This is a genomic window from Apibacter adventoris (assembly GCF_002964975.1).
Taxonomy (GTDB): Bacteria; Bacteroidota; Bacteroidia; order Flavobacteriales; family Weeksellaceae; genus Apibacter; species Apibacter adventoris.
Genome location: NZ_PSZM01000001.1, coordinates 398,758 through 423,370 on the forward strand (window position 1 = coordinate 398,758; position 24,613 = coordinate 423,370).

Genomic DNA, 24,613 nt, shown 5'->3' on the forward strand with positions numbered 1-24,613 from the left:
ATGTATCAGAAGATGCCTGAAACTCAAGATGTAAAAAATGAAAATGATAGTTTTAGAACAACTTTGGCAACTGCTGACCAAACCGGAAAAAGAAAATGGGTATATCCAAAGAAACCTAAAGGAAAATATACTAAATACAGAGATATAGTAAGTACTTGTTTGCTACTTTTTTTATTTATTTCTCCATTCATTAAAATAAAAGGAAATCCACTTTTTTTATTCGATATATTAAATCGTCAATTTTACATTTTCGGGGCATATTTTTCACCCTCTGATTTTTATTTATTTGCTATTGGATTAGTTACATCTGTTGTTTTTATTATAGTCTTTACCGTAATATATGGTAGAATTTTTTGTGGTTGGATCTGTCCACAAACCATTTTTATGGAACATATATTCAGAAAAATAGAATATTTAATTGAAGGAGATAGAAATAAACAGATCAGACTAGACAAGCAAAATTGGGATAGTGAAAAAATACGGAAAAAATTATTAAAGTGGACCATTTTTGCTATTATATCTTTCATTATTTCTAATTTATTTCTCTCTTATATAATTGGAATTGATGCATTAAAAAAAATAGTAATTGAAGGTCCATCAGAAAATATTTCTACATTTTTAGGACTATTAATTTTTACCAGTTTATTTTATTTTGTATTTGCCTGGTTTAGAGAACAAGCGTGTACCTTTATTTGTCCTTATGGTAGATTACAAGGAGTTTTAATCGATAAAGATACTATAAATGTTGCTTATGATTTCATAAGAGGGGAAAGTACTGCAGGTAGATGTAAGTGGAAAAAAAATGAAGATAGGAAAACTCTTGGTAAAGGAGATTGCATTGATTGCGGACAATGTGTTGCAGTATGTCCTACCGGAATTGATATTAGAAATGGAAGTCAATTAGAATGTGTAAACTGTACAGCTTGTATAGATGCTTGCGATGAAGTTATGACAAAAATTGGATTTCCTACCGGTTTAATCAAATATGCTTCTGAAAATATGATTGAAAAAAGATCTAAGTTTAAATTTACTCCCCGAGTCAATGCATATACTTTGGTCTTAATTATTTTAGTTTCAGTATGTACATCTTTGCTATTTATAAGATCTAGTGTGGAAACAAAATTCTTGAAAGAAACAGGAACACAGTTTTCTGTAGAAGACAATCTTATTGTTGATGAATACCAATTTATTTTTGCTAATAAAACAACCGAAAATAAAAATTTAAATGTCAAAGTAATACAACCTACAAATGCAGAAATTTTTTTATTAGGTTATGGAACTCATTTTTCCATAAAAGCAAAAAGTACACTCAAAGGAATTGCTACAGTTAAAATCCCAAAATCTACTTTAAAAAACACAAAAGAAGAAATAATCATAGGAGTTTTTGATGATAAGGGAAAGAAAATTGATCAATATAAAACAAATTTTATAGGACCTTCTAACTTAAGATTTTAATTATGAAATTCAAATTTACTTGGGCTCACGGAATAATAATTGCCTTGGTATGCTTCATTTTATTTATATGCTTTATGGTATTTAGTATTGAATTTTCAAAAAATTCATTTGATCTTGTTACTGATGAATATTACGAGGAAGAAATAAATTATCAACAGGAAATTGATGCCACTAAAAATGCTGCAAAATTAAAGGAAAGGCCGGAAATTAATATGGATAGTACAGGTATATTAATAACTTTCCCAAAAGAATTTAATCTGACAAATACAAAAGGGAGATTTCTTTTATTTAGAGCAAATTCTAAAGAACTGGATATTAAGAAAAATTTTTTAGATTTATCCCCACAAAATACAATTCTTATTCCTAATAAAAATAAAATACTTGTTAAAGGAAGATATACTCTAAAACTTTATTGGTCAAAAGATAAAATAAATTATCAAATGGAAGTTCCCATAATATGGAAATAAATGGAATATATTTATATACCGCGCTTAGCCTAGGATTACTCAGTGGTTTTCATTGTGTAGGAATGTGTGGACCTATTGCATTTTCATTAGGACTAGACTCCAATAACAAATTTAAATTTTATACACAAAATCTACTTTATCAATTAGGAAGAATTACTACTTATACCATATTAGGTGGAATTGTTGGAATTGTTGGAAAAAGTTTAGACATAGCAGGATATCAAAAACAAATATCTATTTTATCCGGAATTCTTTTATTATTAATGGTTTTACTCCCTGGAAAAACAACAGAAATCGGTGGAAATTTCAAACCTATAAATAAATTTATGGTTAAAATAAAAATATTCTTAAGTAAATTTTTAAGTAAAAAAGGAAATATTTCAAGATATATAACAGGGATTTTAAATGGATTTTTACCTTGCGGTGCTGTTTATGTAGCCCTCACTTCTTCTATAGCTGCCGGAGGAATTTTACAAGGAATGATTTTTATGGCTATTTTTGGGTTGGGCACATTTCCTTTTATGTTTATTACTACTCTAATAGGGAAAGTAGTAAATTTGAAAATAAGGACTAAAGTTTTAAAATTCTTTCCATATTTCATTGCTATATTAGGGATTTTATTTATTTTAAGAGGGTTAGGGTTAGGCATTCATATGATTTCCCCTTCCAATAAAGCATTAGAAATAGAACAAAAAAAACATATTAGAAATTGTTGTGAATAATTAGAAAATTAATTTCATATTTAAGATTTATACTCTCCATTATTTCTCATACATCTTAAAAAAATATTAACTTAGCACAATTATGAAAATGATTTCAATTATTGGTGAATATTCTCTTTTAATGCTAAGAGTGTTTCAAAAACCACAAAAGAGAAAGATTTTAAGGAAAAATGTAATCCAGGAAATTAATGACCTGGGAATCAATTCCGTAGGTTTGGTTATTTTTCTTTCTTTTTTTGTGGGTGCTATCGTAGCTATACAAATGTATAATAATTTTAAAGCCTCTTCTTTTCCTATTCCCGATTTTTATGTTGGATATGCAACTAAAGTAGTATTAATCCTAGAATTTTGCCCCACTATTATTAGCATTATTTTAGCAGGGAAAGTAGGTTCATTTATTGCTTCAAGTATTGGGACCATGAGAGTGACCGAACAAATAGATGCATTAGAAGTTATGGGGGTAAACACTCCTTCTTATCTTATTTTACCTAAAGTTATAGCTTCTTTATTTTTTAATTTAGTTTTAATAATGATAAGTGTGGTAATAGGTATTTTTGGAGGATACATTGCCGGAGTAGCTACAGGTAAATGGGCAAATATTGATTATGTTAAAGGTTTGCAAAACCCATCTCCCGATTTTTTTATTTATTACTGTTTTATTAAAACTTTTGTATTTGCATTTCTAATAGCAACTATACCTTCTTATTATGGATATACTGTAAAAGGCGGATCTTTAGAAGTAGGTAAAAACAGTACATTAGCTGTTGTATGGACTACTGTTTCCATCATTATTATGGATTTAATTCTTACTCAAATTTTATTAGACTAATAAAAAAATGATTATAGCAGATAATATAACCAAAAAATTTGATGGTATTGAAGTATTAAAAGGAATTTCTGCCACATTTGAAAAAGGAAAAACAAATCTTATAATTGGGCAAAGTGGATCTGGAAAAACTGTTTTTTTAAAATGTTTATTAGGATTATTTGATCCTACATCCGGAGATATTTATTATGAAAAAATAAATGCTTCTAAATTATCAAATATTGAAAGACAAAATTTGAGAAGTGAAATAGGAACAGTTTTCCAGGGTAGCGCTCTTTTTGATTCAATGACTGTTGAACAAAATGTTAAATTTCCATTAGAAATGTTTACCAATCTAACCACATCTGAAAAAAGAAATAGAGTAGCTGAAGTATTGGAAAGAGTCAATCTAAGAGATGCAGGTAAAAAATATCCCTCTGAAATATCAGGAGGAATGCAAAAAAGAGTGGCTATAGCCAGAGCAATAGTAAACAATCCTAAATACCTTTTTTGTGATGAGCCTAATTCAGGATTAGATCCGCAAACTTCTCAATTAATTGATAAATTGATCCATGAAATAACTCTTGAGTATAATACAACCACAATTATAAATACACATGACATGAATTCTGTTCTCGAAATAGGAGAAAATATTGTATATCTTAAAAATGGAATAAAAGAATGGGAAGGAGATAAAAATTCAATTCTAACTACCACTAATCAAAATTTAATTAAATTTGTTTTCTCCTCAAAAATATTTACTATGGCTAGAGAAGCCATGATTTACAATTTAAAAAAAGAACAAAATATTAAATAAAATTTTCACCATTTTCCATCTTTTTAATATTGTCTAAATATTCTTTAATCTTTTGATCTTTATTCTTTGGACAAACTAATAAAGCGTTATCTGTATCTACAATAATATAATCTTTTAGCCCGTCAACAATAAAGATTTTATTATCACGATTAGTTTTTATTATAGTATTTGCTGTATTATATGTATAAACATGATTTCCATGTAATACATTGCCATCCTCATTTTTATCAAAGTTTTCGTATAGAGCTCCCCAAGTACCTAAATCACTCCAACCAAAAGATGAAGAAATTACCCACACATTATCAGACTTTTCTAAAATACCATAATCTATTGATATTTTTTGCAAATTGGGATATATTTTATCTACTTCATTTTTTTCCCTATTAGTATTATATCCCTCAACACTTTCAAATGTATAATACATATCTGGCAAGTATTTTTGAAAAGAATTTAATATACTTTGAGCTGACCAAATAAAAATTCCTGAATTCCATAAAAATCTTTTAGACTCAACAAATTTATAGGCTGTCTCTAAATCTGGTTTTTCTTTAAATGATTTTACTTTATGAAATTTATCTACATTTTTTTTTTCAAATTCTATATATCCATATCCGGTATCAGGGCGAGTAGGATGAATCCCTAATGTTACTAAAATATCTTTTTTACTTGCACGATCCATTCCGAATAATATATCTTTCATAAAAGATTTTTCTTCAAGAATAAGATGATCTGAGGGTGCTACAATAATTGTAGCATTAGGATTCAAGTGAAAAATTTTTTCTGCCATATACGCATTACACGCAGCAGTATTCATCATTACTGTTTCCCCTATTACTTGCTCTCTCGATATATGGGGCAACTGACTTAAAGTTAGATCTACATACTCCTCATTAGTAATAATAAATATATTTTCTTTTAATATAATTTTATTTAATCTATCAAAAGTTTGCTGTACTAAAGTTTTACCTGTGCCTAAAATATCATGAAATTGTTTAGGTAGTTTAGATGTACTTATAGGCCAAAAACGACTACCAATTCCTCCGGCTAATATTACACAATAATAATCTTTATTTTTTATCATATTCAATTATTTCATCAATAAGAGCATTTCCTATTATAAAATATCTCTTTTTGGTCATTCTTTCCATGCAAATATAACGAGAATTTACTTTTTCAAGTTTAAGAAAAACTTTATTGTTAAGTTTAAACCACGTATTATCATCTATATCTTTTAATAATAAAGCTTTAGGATTTTGTAATCTGGTAAAATATTCAGACAATTCTTTATCTGCATAAAAACTAGCCTTAGGTTTTTTCGCATATTTTAACAAATAGTTTCTACTAGCCTCATCATATGCTGAAATACTTTCAATTATTAAATCAGAAAATACTTTTTTCCATTCTTTCCCATGTGGCCTAATTTTAGTCCCAAAAAGGTCAAAAGAAATTAAATGAGCTATCTCGTGAGTTAATGTTAAAAAACACAATGATTGTGGCATTCCTGCATTTATTGTTATTCTATGCGGATTACCTTTCTTTGGAAATTTGTAATCTCCTAATTTAGTTTCTCTAGGATTTTTTATTATTAAATGAAAATAATAAGGACTCAACCATCTTTCAATAAATGTTATTGCTTTTAAAGATATATGAGGAAGTAATTTTGAATAATCTATTTTATTTTCTAATCTCATGTAATAAAAATCTAATATTCTATTGAAAAAAGTAACTATACAAAAGAAATTAAATGACAATTTAAAAAAATATTTTAGAACTTAAGCATTAAAAAATATCTATCTTTGTAAATTAGATTAAAATGTAGAATATGGAAACATGTGGATCATGTAGTTCAAACAATCTTCCCCAAGGTTGTAAAAATAATGGAGCTTGCGGAACAGGGAACTGTAATAGTAAGCTTTCTGTATTTGACTGGCTATCCAACATTCATTCACCCGAATTCAATAATCACCAACCTCAATATTTAGAAGTACGATTTAAAAATGATAGAAAAGATTTTTATATTAAAGATTCTTCATTAGCCATAAACATAGGAGACATTGTAGCCGTAGAAGCTTCTTCAGGACACGATGTAGGAGTAGTATCTTTAACAGGAGAATTAGTTAAAATTCAAATGAAAAAGAAAAAAGTAAAGTATGAAGAAATTCTAAAAATATATAGAAAAGCTACCCCTAAAGATGTCGATATTTGGCAAAATTTCAAAGCCAAAGAAAATAGAGTAATGCTAGAAGCAAGAAAAATTTCAAAAGACTTAGGGCTACAAATGAAAATTTGTGATGTTGAATATCAAGGAGACGGATCCAAAGTTACCTTATATTACACTTCTGAAGGTAGAGTTGATTTCAGGCAATTAATTAAAGAATATGCTGTAGCATTCAGATCTAAAATTGATATGCGACAAATAGGATATAGACAAGAAAGTGCAAAAGTAGGCGGTATAGGTTCTTGTGGAAGAGAACTTTGTTGTTCTACTTGGTTAACGGATTTCAGATCAGTAAATACTGCTGCAGCAAGATATCAACAATTATCCATCAATCCTCAAAAACTGGCTGGACAATGTGGAAAACTCAAGTGTTGTTTAAATTTTGAATTAGATATTTATGTCGATGCTCTTGCTGACTTCCCTTCAAGCCAAACTATATTAGATACCGAAAAAGGAAAAGCCTTTTGTATAAAAGTTGATGTTTTTAGAAAGCAAATGTGGTTTACTTACACTGATAATTCAATATCCTGGTATCCTATAAATATTTATGATTTAAAAAAACTAATAGAGCTAAACAAAAAAGGAATTATTATTAAACCTCTGGATGAGTTATTAGAAAAAGAAATTGTGAAAGTAGATTTAATTGAAGAAAATAACTTAAATAGATTTGAAAAAAGAACGAAATCTAACAACAAAAAAAGATCTAATAACAAAACTAAATCTAAAAAAAACGAAAAATTATTAAATAATCCTGTTAATGAAAAGAAAAATTCAGGACAAAGAAAAAAAAATTCCAGAAAGAATAACCCATAAATACTTTTTACGATAACAATAAGTATGAAAAGATCACTTATTTTTTATTTAACACTTATAGGATTACTTTGTATACAATGCAATAATCATATAGAATATTCCGATATCATCAATGTAAAAAATTCATGGAATAAAAAAGATACTTTGAATTTTACATTTAAAGTACAAAATTCCGAAAACAAAAAAAATATAAATTTTATTGTAAGAAATAATAATGATTACCCGTTTAGTAACATATATTTATTTGTAAAACTAAAACAAGGAAAAAATATTGTTACAGTGGATACCCTAAATTATTTTTTGGCAGACAACAGTGGGAAATGGTTAGGCACAGGAGTAGGTTCTGTAAAAGAAATTAATCTACGATATAAAAAAGAATTTAATTTCCCTAAAAATGGGCTGTATACACTTTATATAGTTCAAGGAATGCGAAAAGATACTTTAAAAGGAATTGAAGATTTTGGAGTAAATATTGAATAACAAACCATATAAAAAATTATGGAATCAACAAATAAAAAGAAAATCAACACTAGCAATACAATAAAAAAAACTTCTAAAAAAAGTTTTATAAAAAAATGCCTCTTATGGTTCTGGGGAATATTTTTTGCCGGACTCCTTGCTTTTATATTGTTATTTGTACTAACAATTTATGGTTTTTTTGGTGAAATGCCTGACGTTAGAGATTTAGAAAATCCTGAAATTTTTGTAGCTTCAGAAATTATCTCTTCTGATGGAGTAGTCTTACAAAAATTTGAAAAAGAAAAAAGAATACCTGTAGAATATAAAGATCTGCCTCAAGCATTAGTATATGCATTAATGGCTAAAGAAGATGAACGTTTTCGTGAACATTCAGGCGTAGACAAAAAAGCTCTTTTCAGAGCTGTTGTATTTGGTGGTAAGAGAGGAGGCGGAAGTACATTAACCCAACAGTTAGCAAAATTATTATTTACTCAAAAAGATGATGATGATGGCAATTTTGCCTACAAGGGTGTTTCCAAAAATAAAATTGGACGTGTTTTCCAAAAAATTAAAGAAATTATAATTGCCGTACAACTTGAAAAACTTTATACCAAAGACGAAATTATCACTCTATATCTTAATAAATTTGACTTCCTATTTAGTGCTAATGGAATCGCTACAGCATCTAAAGTATACTTTAATAAAGATACCAAAAATTTAAATCTATCAGAGTGTGCAACCTTAGTAGCTATGCTTGAAAACCCTAGACTTAATAATCCAAAAATTAATCCAGAAAATGCACAAAAAAGAAGAGATATTGTTCTAAAATTGATGACAGAACAAGGTTATATAACACAAGAAGAATATGCTTCAATAAAAGAAACCCCTGTAAAATTGGACTATAGACCGGTAAAAGAAATAGGCGAGGGATATTCTGCCTATTTTAAATATGCTCTTAAAAAAGAAGTTAATGATATATTAAGTGACTATGAAAAACAAACCGGTAAAAAATACAATTTATATAGAGATGGTTTAAAAATTTATGTCACACTAGATTCTAAAATGCAAAAATATGCAGAAGAAGCCATTGAAAAACATGTAAAATATCTTCAAAACATATTTTTTAAAGAACAAAAAGGAAGAAAATATGCACCTTTTTATACATATGCAGATCAAAAAGATCGGCCTATAGAAGAAGTATATAATAACCTTATGAAAAGCGCAATGCGTAGAACAGGAAGATACAAAAATTTAAAAGCTAAAGGTCTATCAGAAGAAGATATTATAAAGGAATTTAAAAAACCTATAGAATTACAAATATTTACATGGAAAGGAGATAGAGATACTATAATGTCTCCTTGGGATTCTATAAGATATCATAAACATATAGTACAGGCAGGTCTTATGGCTATAGAGCCTAATACCGGAAATATAAAAGCATGGATAGGAGGAATAAACTGGAAACATTTCCAATATGACCATGTAAAACAAGCACAAAGGCAAGTAGGTTCTACATTTAAACCTTTTGTATATGCTACTGCCATAAAGACTTTAAACTATACACCATGTACACAAATATCCAATGCCACTTATTCCAATAAAAGTTGGACCGTTTACGGTAAAGGGGGAAATCCTGATTTACGACATGCTTTAGCATATTCGCAAAATGCAGTTACAGCACGGCTTATTAATGCAACCGGAGCCGATGCCGTTATTCAAATGGCTAAAGATCTAGGTGTTGAAAGCCGAATACCTAGAAATAACACAATTGCTTTAGGTTCTGCAGATTTAACAATATATGAAATGGTAGGAGCTTATAGTACATTTGCTAATTATGGTAACTATATAAAACCTGAAATGATTTGGAGAATAGAAGATAACAATGGAAAAGTAATTAAAGAATATCAGCCTCAAATCCGAGAGGTTATGAATGAAATTTATGCCTATACCATGATAGATCTTATGAAAGGAGTAGTAGATTTTGGTACAGGGAAAAGATTACGAGGTATGGGTATTAAAGCTGAAATAGCCGGAAAAACCGGAACTACCAATAAAAATGCAGATGGTTGGTTTATCGGTATAGCCCCTAAACTTGCAACAGGAGTTTGGGTAGGTTGGGAAGACAGATATGCACACTTCGCTTCAACTTCTATAGGACAAGGTTCTAGTATGGCTCTTCCTATTTGGGCATACTTTATGCAAAAAGTATATGCTGATAAAAAACTTGGTATTTCTCAAGAAGATAAATTTATTAAACCGGAAACTATGGGTGCAAATTTTGGTTGTGATGATTTGGCTTCCTATGGCGCTTATGACGGAGGATATTCCTCGTCGCAAAATTATGATATTGAAGAAAGCGTTGACAACACACCTAAGGAAACTATTAATTCGCAATTAAAGAAAAAAGATACAATCAATTTTGACAATTAAATTAAAAAGGAAAGTTTAAACTTTCCTTTTTTTATAAAAAAATGAAAAAGTTTTTTATTTTTTTTCTTTCAACTTTTTTACTATCTAATTGTTCCAGTATTTTATATAGTGGGAATCAAAATCAATTTTATTTTAAGAAAAAAAACTACACATGGAAAGCATTCCAGACTAAAGATTATATTGCCTATTATCAAACTAACTCTATTGTTGAAAAAAACTTATTATCAACTGAAAAAAAAATTACAAAAGGAATTTATAAAGCTAAAGAATTTACCGGCATACAAAATATAAAAACTCCAATTTATTATTTTATTGTAAATGATAAAAATGATTTTAAAAAACTGACCGGGCTCAATCATACCGCTATTTCCTATTCAAAAAGCAATACAATTATAGAAAGCTATTTTCTTATAGGAGAATCACATGAAGTAGTCCATTTATTGTCTAATCAAAATTGGGGCAATACACATTCATGGATTTCCGAAGGTTTTTCAGTTTATTCTGATAAGATTTGGAACAATCAGGATATAGATATACTATGTCATCAACTATTAAAAAAAAACCAACTCATTCCTTTAAAAAAATTATTTAAAAACAATAAATTCAATACATTTAATTCACAAATTTGTTATCCACAATCTGGATCTCTGATAAAATACTTAATAACAGTTTACGGTTGGGATAAATTTTTAGAATTTTGGCGAAAAACTGATATTTATAAAGTATATCATATTAATGCAAATGCGCTTGAAAATCAATGGATTGAATATTTAAAGACACTACATAAAAGTTAAAATAACAAACATCGAAACAATTTAATCTAAAAATATGTAACTTGCAGCATTTCTTAATGCTATATAAATGGTACCTCTTATCACATCTGCAATTTTATTAGGTATATTTCTTAGTCTTATCTTAATAGGACCCGTATTTTTTTTATTACTAGAAACCAGTTTAACTAAAGGGGTTAAACCTGCCATAGCATTAGAAGTAGGGGTAATTTCTGCAGATCTGTTATGTATCATTATTTCACATAGAGGTAGTAAAGGCCTTTTAGATTTTATTGATGCTCATCCATCTCTATATATGATTGCCGGGTTTATTATTTTTATTTACGGATTATATAGTATTTTATCAAGAGGTAATTTACACCTAAAAGGGGGAACTAATATTGTTACTACAAATTACTTCAAAACCTTTATGAATGGTTTTATACTTAATTTGGTAAATATAGGTGTTATTGTTTTTTGGCTTACAACTGTAGTTTTAATATCTGCACAATATCCTAAACAATCTGATTTCTATTTATACATGTCATGCTTAATTATAACAATGATTGGTGTAGATCTCCTTAAAATATTTCTGGCAAATAAATTCCAAAACAAATTAACAGATCAGATTGTGTATAGAATAAAAAAAATAGTTGGAATTGCTTTACTTATTTTTGGAATTATACTTTTTGGTAAAAGCTTTATTAAAACTAATTCTGAAAATCCTTTTGAATTAATAGAAAACAATAATCCTAATCATAAAAAATAAATACTTAAATAAACCAAAATATATTTATGATTAAACCTTCTTTCCTTTAGTCTGTCTGATTTATAAATCTAATTTGATTCATAATGAGAAATTCACAGCTTAAGTTTAGATATATTATATTATTTTTTTTATTCGCACCCACTCTTTTGTTTTCTCAAAAAATAAAAGTAACTGGTATAGTAACCCAGTCAGGCAACGGTACCCCTATTCCCTATTCCAGTGTAAGCCTAACAAATACAAATAATGAAACTTTAGTATTTGGGCAACTCACAGATAATAAAGGCAAATTTACTCTTGAAGTACCTCCGGGAGAGTATAATATAACTGTAGATCAAGCAGGTTATGAATCATATTTTGATCAAAAAAATCTCCTTGTAAATACTTTTTTAGGCAAATTAAGTATGGAACCTTCGGGAAATGTAAAAGACATAGATGCTATAGTAATTCAAGGTACAAAGCCCATATATAAAGTAGAATTAGATAAAAAAGTATATGATGTCTCTCAGGATTTAACAGCAAAAACAGGTACTCTTTCAGATGTTATGCAAAATGTACCTTCAGTAAGTGTAGATGTTGAAGGAACCGTAAGCCTAAGAGGAAATGAAAATGTAAAAATTCTTATAGATGGCAAGCCCTCTGCAATGTTAGGAATTAATGATACTGCAGAAGCTTTAAAATCAATATCTGCAGCTATGGTAGATAAAATTGAAGTGGTAACCAATGCTTCTGCTCGTTATGAAGCTTCTGGAACCGCAGGAATTATCAATATAATTACAAAAAAAAATGTAAAAAAAGGACTTACAGGTAATTTTCAAGTCTTAGGAGGTACCCCTCAACTATATGGAACAAATGTAAATTTAGGTTATGGAAAAGAAAAATGGAACTGGTTTGCAAATGCAGGTTTCAGATATGGAAAAAATAACGGAAATGTAAAAAATCAATATACCGGATATGACACAAATGGTTTGCAAGATGAATACTCTGAACAAAATTCTAAAAGAAATAGAGAAAGAACTTCATTTAATGCTAATACTGGGTTTAATTTTGATTTTGACAAAAATAACTCTTTATCAACTTCTATAGGATATAAGTACAACATTAGCAATTACCTAAGTACAACATATTATAACAATACATATTTTCCTTCACTATTACAAACCTTTTCTGAAAGAAAAGAAAGACAAAATAGAAATAACTATGGTATAGATGGAAATCTTAACTTTACTCATAAATTTTCTAAAAAAAATAACACATTAACTGTTGATGGTACGTTTAATTACAGTGTAGATGATTCTGATTCTAATATTTTTGATAAAAAACTAGGTAAAAATAAAAACAATAACACTCAAACCGGATTTATGTTAAAATCTGATTATGTTTTACCATTCAAAGAAGGCTCTCAGTTAGAAGCAGGAGTAAGAACGGACTTTTCCAAAATTAAAACCGATTTTTCCTTAGATGAACTAACATCGGGAAATACTCATTGGATTAACAATCCAGAATATACTGATAAAACCAACTATGAAGAAAATATACTTTCTGCCTATCTGCAATATGGAAATAAATGGGGAAACTTTTCATTTTTAGCAGGTTTAAGAGAAGAAACTTCATTTATAATTGTACAATCAGAAAAATCTCAGTCCGACACTCACAAAAATTATACTGACTTATTTCCTACTCTTCATTTAAATTATGATGTTACTGAAAAAAGTCAGATACAATTAAGCTATAGTAGGAGGATAAATCGTCCTAAAAGCAGAATGTTAGTTTCTTATAAAAATCTTTCTGATGATAAAAATACCTTTTCAGGTAACCCTGATTTAGACCCTTCATATACTAATTCATTTGAATTGGGATATAACATTCAATATCGGGTATGGGGAATTACACCTTCCATATATTATCAAAGAACAGAAGACCCTTTTCAAAAAGTTACAATTTCTGATCCATTAGGAAATTTAAACACGAGTCCAATAAATCTAGGGCATGAAAACCGATATGGTGGAGAACTATCTTATACAATTAATCCTTATAAATGGTGGAGAATTTTTGGAGATGTCAACCTTTTTCAATATAAAAACTATGGTAGCCATACGTTCCAAAAATTAGACCCGATTACACAAACCTCTACCTCAATTACCGAAAACCTTAACAAAAGTGGATTTACCTGGCAAACACGTCTAAATATGACTGTGAAATTCCCTGAAAATTTCAATTTCCAATTACAAGGTAATTATATGGCTCCAAATAAATCCGGACAAAATAAAAATAAAGAAACGTTTGGTATGGATTTAGGCTTAAGTAAAGATATTTTAAAAGGACAAGGTACTATTCTTTTTAATGTACAAGATGTTTTTAAATCTAGAAAAAGAAAAACAGATACTTGGGGCGCAGATTTTTATCGCTACTCTGAAATGCAATGGAGACCTAGACAGTTTACTATTTCTTTTACTTATAGGATAAATAAGGAAAATGCTAAAAAAGGAAAAAAGAACCGACAAGAAAATAGTATAGGAAATTCTTTAGATGATGATATGGGAATGTAACTATTATATAAAATTAAGATGAAAAAAAAGGACATTAAAGTTATAATATCCTTTTTTCTTTTTATTAAAATACTCTATTAATTATAAAACCTAGAAAATTAAACGTTGAGATTCATTTCTAGCATTTTTAATCAATTAAATTTATATTATTAAGAAATAATAATTTTTATAAAGTTTAAAGTATCCATATTTCCAAACAACAAAATAATATATCTATTTTGTAATTTCCTAAAAAACCTTATTCGGAATATTAAAAATATATTTAATTTGCATAAAAAAATAATTCATTGATGAAAAATATTTTCTTAGTTTTTATTTTATTAACAAACACATTCATATTTTCACAGCAAAATGCCTATTATCAACAAAAGGTCGAATATAAAATGAATATTGATGTAGATGTCAAAAACTATCAATATAAAGGAAATCAAACAATTGTATATACGAATAATTCTCCCGATACATTAAAAGTTTTTTATTTTCATTTGTATTGGAATGCTTTTCAGCCAAATTCTATGATGGATCAAAAATTACAGACTTTAGGAAAAAAAGCAGACTCCCGTATGATAACAAATAATGGAGAATCTCGGATTCATTTATTAAAAGATAATGAAATAGGATATCAGAAAATACTATCATTAAAACAAGAAGATGTTCCATTAAAATATACTGAAGAAGAAACAATTTTAAAGGTAGAATTAGCTAAACCTATCTTACCAAATACGCAAACTACTTTTGAAATGACCTGGGAAGCACAGGTTCCAATACAAATAAGAAGAAGTGGTAGAAATAATTCAGAAGGAATTGATCTGACTATGACCCAGTGGTATCCTAAAGTTGCAGAATATGACTATGAAGGGTGGCATACCTTTGATTACATAGCTCGAGAATTTCAGGGAGTTTTTGGTAATTTTGATGTAAAAATTAATATTGACAAAAATTATATTTTAGGTGCTGGAGGTGTTTTGCAAAATCCTGACGATGTCAAAGGATACACCCCTATAGCTAAGCCTAAAATAAAAAATAAAAAGATATTATGGCATTTTAAAGCAGAAAATATACATGATTTTGCTTGGGCTGCTGATCCTGATTATACTGTAGATAGTATAAAAGTACCTGAAGGTCCCTTAGTATACCTAGTTTATCAAAAATCTGAAAATACAAAATATTGGGAAGATGCAAAACCTAAAATTGTTGAGTATTACCAAATCATGAAAGAAAATTTCGGTGCATATCCTTATCCTGTATATTCTTTTATACAAGGAGGAGATGGGGGAATGGAATATGGAATGTGTTCTATGATATTAGGAAATTCTAATTCTTTACAAAATCTTTGTGGATTGATGTTTCATGAAGGTTCTCATTCGTGGTTTCAACAAATTATTGCCTCCAACGAGAGCATGCGTGCTTGGATGGATGAAGGATTTACTTCTTATGCCGAAAATTTAGTTATGTCAAAAATATTTCCTGAAAGTGTAAAAAATCTTCCGAACCCTCACTATAAAACCGTAAATACGTATATTAATTTTACCAAATCCGGACAAGAAGAAGCCATGGGACTATTAGCCGATCATTTCAAAACCAATAGAGCATATTCTGTTGCTGCTTATATAAAAGGGGAGTTATTTTTAATACAGTTAGGATATATCGTAGGAGAACAAAACTTATCCAAAATAATGAAAGAATATTTTGAAACCTGGAAATTTAAACATCCTACAGATCGAGACTTTATTCATATAGCTCAAAAAGTATCTCAAATGGATCTTAAATGGTACTGGAATTATATGACTACTACTACTCGTCAAATTGACTATGCAATTAAAGCTGTTACCCCTTACGAAGAAAATTCTACACAAATCACACTAGAAAATCTGGGAGATTTCCCAATGCCGGTAGATCTATATGTTTCTTATACAGATGGAACTCAAGAGATTTATACAATACCCTTGAACATGATGCATAATACGAAAAAACAAGAATTTTCGATTCCAATGAAACTTCTTCCCTATTGGAAATGGACTCAAAAAGAATATACTTTTAATATTCCTTTTTCAATGGATAAAATTAAATCTATGATGATTGATGCCACTCAAAGATTAGGTGATGTAAATTATCAAAATAATATATATCCTAAAAAATAAAATATGCTTTTAGTTGTAAATATTGGAAATAGTAACATTCGATTCGGAGTTTTTGAAGGTGACGAGTGTGTAAATTCATGGGTAATGAATACCAAACCTTATAAAACTGAAGATGAACTCTACTCTCAATTTAAAATAGCATTTAAAAACTATGATATTGACATAAATAGAATAAAAGATATTGCCGTAGGGTCTGTGGTTCCCCATCTAACTTATCCTGTAAGGAAATCCCTTCAAAGGCTACATAACATAAAAACCACGTTGGTAAGTAAAAATACACCTACTGAACTTACTTTTATGTCTCCACAAATGGGAACTGATTTATATGCCAATGCTTATTACGCTTTTAAAAAATATGAAGGAACCAAAATTGTTGTGGATTTTGGAACGGCTTTAACTCTTACTTGTGTAGATAAAAACGGAGAAATAAAAGGTGTAGTTATTGCTCCGGGTGTAATTACTTCTTTAAAATCATTAATTGGTTCAACTGCCCAATTATCGGATATTGAAATGCGTACACCCAAGCAAACTTTAGGAAAGGATACAGAGGAATGTATGCAAAGCGGTGTGATATTCGGATTTTTAAGTATGGTTGAAGGACTCATAGATCGAATTAACAAAGAATTAAAAGAAGAAACATATGTAATTGCAACAGGCGGAACCGGACATATTTTTGCCCCATTAACTTCTAAAATCAAAATATATGATCGTTTACATACCATTAAAGGTTTAAGGGAATTATATATAACTCAGAAAAAAGAAGGATTGCAATAATCTTCCTTTTTATAAGAAAATATGCAGTAATTATACACACTTAATAAAAAATCATCTTACTGTTCAGTAGTTTTTTTATCTGCTTCTTTCCAGATGTATCCACCGGCTGTAAGTCTTTTCCCCAAAAGACATTTACGAATACAGTTACGATTCACTCCGGTAATTCTTTCTGCCTGACGGATACTTTCAAAATTGGATATATGTTTTCCGGACTTATCATATTTAGAAATAACTGTACCTAAAGAAGGCATGATAAACGGGGGAATATCTGATGGTTCTTCTTTAGCTTCTCCCCACAAATACCCTTTTGCATAGCCTGTTTTCCCCTGAAGAGCAACTGATATAGAGGAAGGAGATATTCCCAAATGAACGGCTGCTTCTTTTATATTTTTATAGGTTCTCAGATATTTTCCTTCAAGGGTATATTGTGATACAGGTTTGTACCGGGAAGTCCGAAAGTTTTTTTTTGCCTCTTCGCTATGCGTATGAAAATTAGGCGTTATTATTCCTGATTTAAAATAATGTTTCATAACCTGTGAGCGATTGGCTAAAAACAAGTTGTCCACATTATTATTTAAATTGTCATTATCCTTGTGGAGTATAAATAATTGTTTCTTTTTAAAGTCGGGCAAAGACTTAATAAAAGTGGAATAAACTATTCTTGCAGTTATATGATTGTGGCGTATTCCATCTACACTAATAACAAAAGTCAATCCGTCTTTTCCTATTTTTTGTCTTAAGATTCTTTCTTCCTTAAAACTAAACCCTCTACCGTTTGTATAAGAGCGGGCTAATGATTTTACTCTACCTTTATTGGAGACTGATAAATAGCCTTCGTATCCAAAAACTTCCTTCCAGATCTCTTCTTCCATGTCTGATAAGGATAGGTTTTGATAAGGGTATAGATCTATATTATTCATTGATGTATTAATAATCTCCTTCTTTTTCATCCAGAAAAAATCTGCCTTCTTTTTTAGGTTTTTCATCTTCTAGCAATATATTGTTTTTTCGCGCATAGTGTTCAAATTGTTCTTGCTCGAACTTCTCCCATTCTTGTTCTGTATATTTTTTCCCTTTATAGATTTTATATGAATTTTCTTTTACTTTAATATCCTTTGAAAAACTATCACTTTTTCTTAACTTAAAATTTAAGTTATTAAATGAATTTATTATTAATTCTATACACCTTTTATTTATTTCCCAATTATAATTTTCTAAATTAGGTTTTGATCCTACTGATTCAAAATAATACCAACCCTTTTCAGTTTTTATTATATAAATTATTATACAGGCTTTTAAATTATCTCTAGGATATTCAAGTTCTCCTTGAGCATGCCAAAAGTTTGAAATAAACGGGTTTTTATTTTTTTTATCAATTATGAGTTTTTCTAAATCAATATTAATTACTTCAGAATTATTAAGTCTATCTAAAGATTTATTTAAAACTAGATCTAATGTCATATCTATATTAGCATAAAAATATGCATTTATTACCCCTATATTTTTTTCATTCTCATCATGACTAAATATAAATCTTTTTACATAATCAACATCTGAATCTAAAATGAAAATTTTCCACGAAACAGGAACATAAAAATTAATAGTTTCTGTCATTTCATATCTAAAAGGAACTAAATTTTCTGCAATTGACCAATTTGTTTTGTGCAATAAGTTCCAATTATTTGCAATTGTATAAATATCAAAAGCTAAATTTTGATAATTTTTTTCTTGACAAGAAACTTTAATGCAAAAGTAATTAGCTCCAGCAATAACTTTATCATAATCTTTTAGTACCTTAAACCTTGAAATAATTTCTTCTTCACCATTCCATTTTTTATATGTTAAAACATCTAAATATTTACCACTGTAATCTTCAAATTCTTTATAATTTATAATTTTTTCTCCCGTAATATATAATTTTTTTAATAACCAATCCATAACATTCATTTCATAAGAACAATGTTCGTATGCAACCCACACTTCTATATATGAATTATTTTCAACTTGGATATATTGACCTATATTTATTAATCCTACACTATTAATATTTATTGGCTCTAATTTAACTGGCTTAACATAATTGGGAAGAATAATCCAATAATGGTATCTTTCTTCATAAGAAGTATAAATACACTTCCAATAATTTTTTTGAAGATAATCAATAGAAAAGTTTTGTTCTATTGGAAACGGATAATCTTTAACAGTATTTTCAATCATGTACTAATAACTTATTCACACCCCCAATTGGAAGAAATAAATTGAATTGTTTCAGATAGTTTTTCATACTCATTTACATCACAAGAAACTGAAACCATTATATAAAAACCTTTTTCATTTATTAATTCTGTAGTCCTAGTAATTACGGATGATTTTTTAGAAACTACATCCAAATATTCTTTCCCATTATCTAAATATTTTTTCTTTTCATATATGATTTCCTGCCCTACAATCTTTAATTTTTCTCTTACCCAATTTATAAGAGATTTATTACTTTTATTTTTTTCAGAATAAACCCATACTTCTAAATAAGGAAAAGTACTATCAACTCTTGCATAAGTCCCTATATTAAATAATCCAGAACCTTTAATTTCACGAACTTCTATAGAAATTGGTTTTACATCCTTAGGTAAAAATATATAATATTTTAGATCTTCACCTGCTGAATCGTAATGACATTTCCAAAAATTTTGTTTTATATACTCTTTATTAAAAGAGTTTTTATCTATGACTGAAATATTACTCATTTTTTCATTACTTATTTTGTTCTTTTTTGTTTCCGAATTACATGAACATAATAAAAATATAATTACAACTATTAATTTTTTCATTTATTTATATATTCTTTAATCCAAATTCCATATAACATAAAAAGCAATAAACACAAAAAGAAAATTATAATAAAATTCTCTATTGATTTATGATTTTCAACAAAATATTTTACAAGATTTACTGTAAGATTATTACTATTTTTAGTTTTATGAAACTTAACTATTCTATCCACAATAATATGCCCTATACAAGCACCCACTAATGTCAATCCAACTACCATAGTTGATAACATAATTGGTTTTAGTATGGGTACCGTAGTAATTTTAAAATATTTAATCAACAGCTTACCAACTATATAGGTTAAAGGAACAGCAAAAACACTCATACACAAACCTATAATTAATAAAATTATTTTTTTATTCATTTATCTATCCTATAATTACATTAGAACACCCACTAATTATAACACCTTCTAAACTTACACTTTCTTTTTCATTTTCACCAAATAAATTTTGAAAAAAAGATTTAATTTTCCCTGTTAAATCCCCGACAGTAATTTCAATATCTACCCCTATCCCTAAAAGCACAGCTAACTCTCCATTAACATTTACACTCGCAATGTAATCATCTGTATCAACATATCCTCCTCCTCCCGCAGAAACACCTACACTCCCTACTGACCCAGAAACTTTTACCTTAATATTTACAATTCCCAAAATTTGATTTTCTCCTATTACTTCTCCTTTGGCTACATGAGCTTCTGCTCCTACATCGGCTTGATATCCATATTTACCTTCGTACCCTTTACGTAAAACACTTTTAGCGTTAACCCCAGCTGTTAAAAGATCTCCATTTGCTCCAATTGCTACTTTATTACCATATGAACCTTCATTCGATATTTCCATATCACCTCCAACCATTGTAGCTTTGGCATTAGCCTCTAATCCAACAATTTTATCTTCATTATAATAGCCAAGGTCACCTTCAAGATCATACAATCTAAGCCCTCCATTTACCCCTATCTTATTTCCATTAAATTTCCATTCATTACTACCTTTCAGATTAGCTAATGTAGCACCAAAATTTATTTTATCATAATTACCACCACCTGTTAAATCTTCTTGATTTGCATATGCTGTTACAAACTTTGCATCAAGCCAATCAGGAGTAGTATTTACCGTTCCATCATTATTCAATTTATTATCCTTAACTGGTGTTATAAAATTATATTTTTCAGGAGCTGGTCCTACTTCAGAAGGTAAAGAGAGTGCTCCACAACTAGTTTTATCATTTATCCTTGCTGCAGATTTTCCATTTATTAAAACTGTTGATGAACCTTCTGTAATAGCCCCAATACCATGAGTAGAACAAATAAAACTATCTCCTTTTCTAGCAGCAGGCATACCTCCAATAAAAACATTAAAACTTCCTGTCACTATAGGACCTGTATGACCTGCTGTATCAAATTGCATTCTCGCCGCTTCTTTACCCATAATTTATGAATTTATTTTTACTAAGGCTGCTTTTATATCGGTTAAAGAATCTCCTTTCAATGTTGATTTTTCACCTTCTAAATTTAAATCAGCATCAGTACTAATTTTCGCATCACTTACTGCATGTGCTGATATTTTTTGTGAAGAATCAATAGTTATGTCTTTTAAAGCTGATATTTTTGTTTCTCCATCATCTTCTATTGTAATATCTTTTCCTTTCAAAGTTATTTTTCCTCCGGAATCCATTGATAAAGAGCTAGCTCCTATAGTGATTTTTAACGAACTTTTACCATCTAAAGTAATATTTCCTCCGGAATCCATTTTTAATAAACAGGAATTATCTCCGACATTTATTACCTGGGTAACCGATGTATTAATAGTTGAATTACCTGAACCATCAAAAAAAAGATTAGAATTACCTTTATCAGCTAAATCCATAGATCCTTTTTTATCATTAAAAAGCACATGACATCCACTAGCTGTTTGAAGTCCTTTTTTGTAGTTTCCCTTACCTCCATGACCAGATTTTCCTTTTCCGTTGAACATCGCTCCCAAAGAAACAGGCTTCTCTGCATTCCCATTCTCAAAACTCACAATCACTTCTTCTCCTATTTCCGGTACTACATGCATCCCTTTGCCGGATCCTGCGTAGGGCGTGATGGAGCGTATCCATGGGGTCATTCCGTTAAAGGGCTTCTGCCATAGAAACTGTACTCGTATTCTCGACATCCCTTCCGGATCGTTGTTATCCATAACCGTAGCCGACTGCTCTTCACATTGGGGGATGGCGTCTTCTTCCATATAAGGGGGAGTCTCTATTTCTTTCGGTACCCCTACTATAAAGTTATGATAACCTTCCATTCCTTCGTAGTTATGGGTAATCTCTATAATGCGGTAGCTCTCTAAAGGAACCTCTCCGTTCTTGAAGATCTCATGTCCCGGCATCCAAGCTTTGAGCTTCACAATATCGCCTAAACGTATGTTCGGATTATGGGTCTTGGCTTCTAAATAAAACACGTTTTGACGGCTTTGTTTCTGTCTCTTTACTGCAGAGGTAAGCTCCATCCTGCCACTTTCCATCAAACTTTGGTTGTATAAGGAAAGGGGAACTTTGTTGTAGGTCTTGGCTGAGGCTTCTTCTGCATATTGCTGAAAGGGATTCTTGGTGCCTTGTACGCTTACACTTTCGGATTCTACGGTGTAGTTCTCAGCCTGTTTGGCATCATAGGATGTATAGGTGAACTTTTGGGGGACTAATTGCATCTTCAGTTCGTATTCGAACAGGTCTTGTTCTTCTACCAGCTCTACAGTCTTGCCCCCATACCCGCCAAAGACCAGCTGGGTGCCATTGTAGTAAAACCATTCTCCATACCTTGTGGCTAACCTTCTGATAAATTGATAATCGGATTCCCGATATTGTACGGTATATAGCAGTTTTTCTTGTAGGTGCGGACGTATATCCCACTGAATCAGGTCGGAAGGATATTCTCGGGTAGATTCTTCAATAATTTCTTTAAGTCCTTTTTTTTCGAAACTCTGGCAATCCAAGCCATTTTCTAACAGGATGGTTGGGGATTTTCCTTCTAAGATTATATGGCTATAACCGTCTATGCGTTTGTTGCGGATCTGGGTTATGATTCCGGTAAAGATATAGGTGGTCTGTCCGTATTGTTTGAGTTGCAGGGTACAGCGTTTCCCTAAATACTTACGGGTATTCGTTAAGGGATAGCTGTCTTTTTCTCCGAAGGCTTCACTGGGACACAAAATTTCAAAGCTGTCATGAGTCCCTACCTGCTGGTGTATGCTCAGAGTAAAATGGCTATCGGTCAGTACGTATTCCCCGCCTATTTGTACGGTGCTCCATACCAGATGGCTGTCGCCATAGAGGCTCTTTAAATCGCCTCCGTAGGTTACTAAACTGCTTAAGGCTTTTTGTTTTTCCAATACTTCCGGGGGGATGATTTCAAAGGTGTTGCCTTTTATCGGGCTAAGTTCTTCGTTTACCCGGGTTAGTTTGTTTTGTACCCGGGAGGCTGTTTCCTGTACTTTTTTTACCTCTTCTCGGATGCCTTGGGTGGCTTGATCCAGTTTTGTCTCAGCTGAGTCAAGGGCTGATTGTTGTAGCTTTTCTGTGAGTTTACTCAGGTCTACCTGAGGTGTCTTTTTATTAGGATCTTCTATTATGCTCATATAATAATCAAATATATAATAAATACTATTAATACAAATATATATATTTTTTTATATTTTATATACATAATAAATATCATGATTTATACTATAATATTTTTATGTACTTATTTTTATAAAAACTCATTCCTAGCAAAATGAAATCCTATTAATTTGCTTTTAAATAGCATTATAATTTATGAATGATATTTTACAATACATTAAACTATTATTTAAGCCTAGTATATTTAACTAATAAATTGGAAGATCAAAGCCTACAAATTTGAAAACTGCTGCATTTCATTTTAAGGAATTAATCTTCACGGCTGTAGAAAAAATCAATATCTCCGGATATTATTTTTACTATTTTTTCTCTTATTCTTCCACTGTTGTGGAAAAATAAAAGCAAATAATAAAAAGGTGATACACAGATAATGATATAACTATTTTTATATATTTCTTTATATTATCAAATATAAAATTTCACTAATTAACTATATAATATTCTGTATAAATTCTTCTAGACTATCTTCTTTTTTTAAACCTAATTTTTGTTTTAATCTATATTTATTCATCCTTACAGTCTTTAGCTCTACATGTAATAAATCTGCCATTTCTTTAGTGGGCATTTTCATAAATATATAAACACAATACTTTAGGTCTAAGGAAGTTAGTTTCTGTTTCGTTTTTTCCTGTAATCTGTTATAAAATTCCGGATGAATTTCATTTAATACATTAACAAAATCATCAAAATTTTTGTCTAATCGTTCTTCTTCCTTTATCATTCTCTCTAATAAAAAAGTATTGAAGTTTGGGTCATTTTTGATAGTATCTGTTAAATTTTTCAACATTTCATTTTTATAAACAATCTGGTTAGTTCTGGATAGTACTTCCTTCTGTAACCTATGTGCTTCTTCTTCTTTTATTCGTATTTGTAATTCTGCATTTTCTTTTTCTACTTCTAAAAACTTAGCTTCTTCTTCTTTTAGTTTTGCT

The 24,613-nt window shown here is 29.6% G+C and carries 22 protein-coding genes; 13 read left to right on the forward strand and 9 right to left on the reverse strand.

The genetic code is table 11. The annotated features are described in order from the left end of the window. The first annotated feature begins 12 nt into the window (after positions 1–12). The 5 genes from ccoG (at position 13) to C4S77_RS01890 (ending at position 4,266) form a co-directional block, all read left to right on the forward strand. On the forward strand, positions 13–1,455 hold the full coding sequence (gene ccoG, locus C4S77_RS01870; protein ID WP_260209311.1) for a cytochrome c oxidase accessory protein CcoG: 1,443 nt from the start codon (positions 13–15) through the stop codon (positions 1,453–1,455). Between the two features lie 2 nt (positions 1,456–1,457). Further along, positions 1,458–1,922, forward strand: a complete 465-nt coding sequence (locus C4S77_RS01875) for a FixH family protein (RefSeq protein ID WP_105245640.1) — start codon at positions 1,458–1,460, stop codon at positions 1,920–1,922. Then, positions 1,913–2,644 (forward strand): sulfite exporter TauE/SafE family protein, encoded by a 732-nt coding sequence (locus C4S77_RS01880; protein ID WP_105245642.1) that lies wholly within the window; start codon positions 1,913–1,915, stop codon positions 2,642–2,644. The genes C4S77_RS01875 and C4S77_RS01880 overlap by 10 nt, the downstream gene beginning before the upstream one ends. Before the next feature lie 82 nt (positions 2,645–2,726). Beyond that, complete coding sequence (locus tag C4S77_RS01885; RefSeq protein ID WP_245915832.1) at positions 2,727–3,473, forward strand: MlaE family ABC transporter permease; 747 nt, start codon at positions 2,727–2,729, stop codon at positions 3,471–3,473. A gap of 7 nt (positions 3,474–3,480) precedes the next feature. Continuing rightward, positions 3,481–4,266 (forward strand): ABC transporter ATP-binding protein, encoded by a 786-nt coding sequence (locus tag C4S77_RS01890; protein ID WP_105194484.1) that lies wholly within the window; start codon positions 3,481–3,483, stop codon positions 4,264–4,266. Here C4S77_RS01890 and C4S77_RS01895 read toward each other — a convergent pair. Both C4S77_RS01895 and C4S77_RS01900 read right to left on the reverse strand, forming a co-directional pair. Beyond that, positions 4,259–5,347, reverse strand: a complete 1,089-nt coding sequence (locus C4S77_RS01895) for a mannose-1-phosphate guanylyltransferase (protein ID WP_105245644.1) — start codon at positions 5,345–5,347, stop codon at positions 4,259–4,261. The two genes, C4S77_RS01890 and C4S77_RS01895, sit on opposite strands and share 8 nt — an antisense overlap. After that, on the reverse strand, positions 5,334–5,957 hold the full coding sequence (locus C4S77_RS01900) for a SprT-like domain-containing protein (RefSeq protein WP_105245646.1): 624 nt from the start codon (positions 5,955–5,957) through the stop codon (positions 5,334–5,336). The genes C4S77_RS01895 and C4S77_RS01900 overlap by 14 nt, the downstream gene beginning before the upstream one ends. Positions 5,958–6,088: 131 nt before the next feature. Between C4S77_RS01900 and C4S77_RS01905 the strand changes: the two genes are divergently transcribed. From C4S77_RS01905 to C4S77_RS01940, 8 genes are all read left to right on the forward strand, one after another. Next, positions 6,089–7,297 carry a PSP1 domain-containing protein gene (locus tag C4S77_RS01905; RefSeq protein WP_105245648.1) on the forward strand — a complete coding sequence of 403 codons (1,209 nt, stop codon included), beginning with the start codon at positions 6,089–6,091 and terminating at the stop codon, positions 7,295–7,297. A 24-nt stretch (positions 7,298–7,321) separates the two neighbouring features. Next, the gene (locus C4S77_RS01910) at positions 7,322–7,777 is read left to right on the forward strand and encodes a gliding motility lipoprotein GldH (RefSeq protein WP_105245650.1); all 456 of its coding nucleotides are present in this window, start codon (positions 7,322–7,324) and stop codon (positions 7,775–7,777) included. Between the two features lie 18 nt (positions 7,778–7,795). Next, a complete protein-coding gene (locus tag C4S77_RS01915; RefSeq protein ID WP_105245652.1) occupies positions 7,796–10,186 on the forward strand; it encodes a penicillin-binding protein 1A in 2,391 nt (796 codons plus the stop codon). A gap of 41 nt (positions 10,187–10,227) precedes the next feature. Then, the gene (locus tag C4S77_RS01920) at positions 10,228–10,980 is read left to right on the forward strand and encodes a peptidase MA family metallohydrolase (protein WP_105245654.1); all 753 of its coding nucleotides are present in this window, start codon (positions 10,228–10,230) and stop codon (positions 10,978–10,980) included. 67 nt (positions 10,981–11,047) lie between these two features. After that, on the forward strand, positions 11,048–11,725 hold the full coding sequence (locus tag C4S77_RS01925) for a LysE family translocator (protein ID WP_105194490.1): 678 nt from the start codon (positions 11,048–11,050) through the stop codon (positions 11,723–11,725). Between the two features lie 83 nt (positions 11,726–11,808). Continuing rightward, a complete protein-coding gene (locus tag C4S77_RS01930; protein WP_105245656.1) occupies positions 11,809–14,271 on the forward strand; it encodes a TonB-dependent receptor domain-containing protein in 2,463 nt (820 codons plus the stop codon). A gap of 290 nt (positions 14,272–14,561) precedes the next feature. Further along, positions 14,562–16,412: a M1 family metallopeptidase gene (locus tag C4S77_RS01935; RefSeq protein ID WP_105245658.1), complete on the forward strand. Its 1,851-nt coding sequence runs from the start codon at positions 14,562–14,564 to the stop codon at positions 16,410–16,412. Between the two features lie 3 nt (positions 16,413–16,415). Beyond that, positions 16,416–17,186 carry a type III pantothenate kinase gene (locus C4S77_RS01940; protein ID WP_105245660.1) on the forward strand — a complete coding sequence of 257 codons (771 nt, stop codon included), beginning with the start codon at positions 16,416–16,418 and terminating at the stop codon, positions 17,184–17,186. 56 nt (positions 17,187–17,242) lie between these two features. Here C4S77_RS01940 and C4S77_RS01945 read toward each other — a convergent pair whose 3' ends face one another. The 7 genes from C4S77_RS01945 to C4S77_RS12850 all read right to left on the reverse strand — a co-directional run. Next, a complete protein-coding gene (locus tag C4S77_RS01945; protein ID WP_181042771.1) occupies positions 17,243–18,136 on the reverse strand; it encodes an NUMOD1 domain-containing DNA-binding protein in 894 nt (297 codons plus the stop codon). Continuing rightward, entirely contained in the window at positions 18,114–19,403 is a 1,290-nt protein-coding gene (locus C4S77_RS01950) for a hypothetical protein (protein ID WP_105245663.1), read from the reverse strand. The genes C4S77_RS01945 and C4S77_RS01950 overlap by 23 nt, the downstream gene beginning before the upstream one ends. Positions 19,404–19,414: 11 nt before the next feature. After that, positions 19,415–20,014: a hypothetical protein gene (locus tag C4S77_RS01955; protein ID WP_105245665.1), complete on the reverse strand. Its 600-nt coding sequence runs from the start codon at positions 20,012–20,014 to the stop codon at positions 19,415–19,417. Next, on the reverse strand, positions 20,011–20,379 hold the full coding sequence (locus C4S77_RS01960; RefSeq protein ID WP_146106007.1) for a hypothetical protein: 369 nt from the start codon (positions 20,377–20,379) through the stop codon (positions 20,011–20,013). The genes C4S77_RS01955 and C4S77_RS01960 overlap by 4 nt, the downstream gene beginning before the upstream one ends. A 4-nt stretch (positions 20,380–20,383) precedes the next feature. Continuing rightward, a complete protein-coding gene (locus tag C4S77_RS01965) occupies positions 20,384–21,448 on the reverse strand; it encodes a PAAR domain-containing protein (protein ID WP_105245669.1) in 1,065 nt (354 codons plus the stop codon). Between the two features lie 3 nt (positions 21,449–21,451). After that, entirely contained in the window at positions 21,452–23,638 is a 2,187-nt protein-coding gene (locus C4S77_RS01970) for a type VI secretion system Vgr family protein (protein WP_105245671.1), read from the reverse strand. A gap of 473 nt (positions 23,639–24,111) precedes the next feature. Then, positions 24,112–24,613, reverse strand: a 502-nt coding sequence (locus tag C4S77_RS12850; protein ID WP_395855909.1) for a helix-turn-helix transcriptional regulator, incomplete at its 5' end; no start/stop codon positions are given.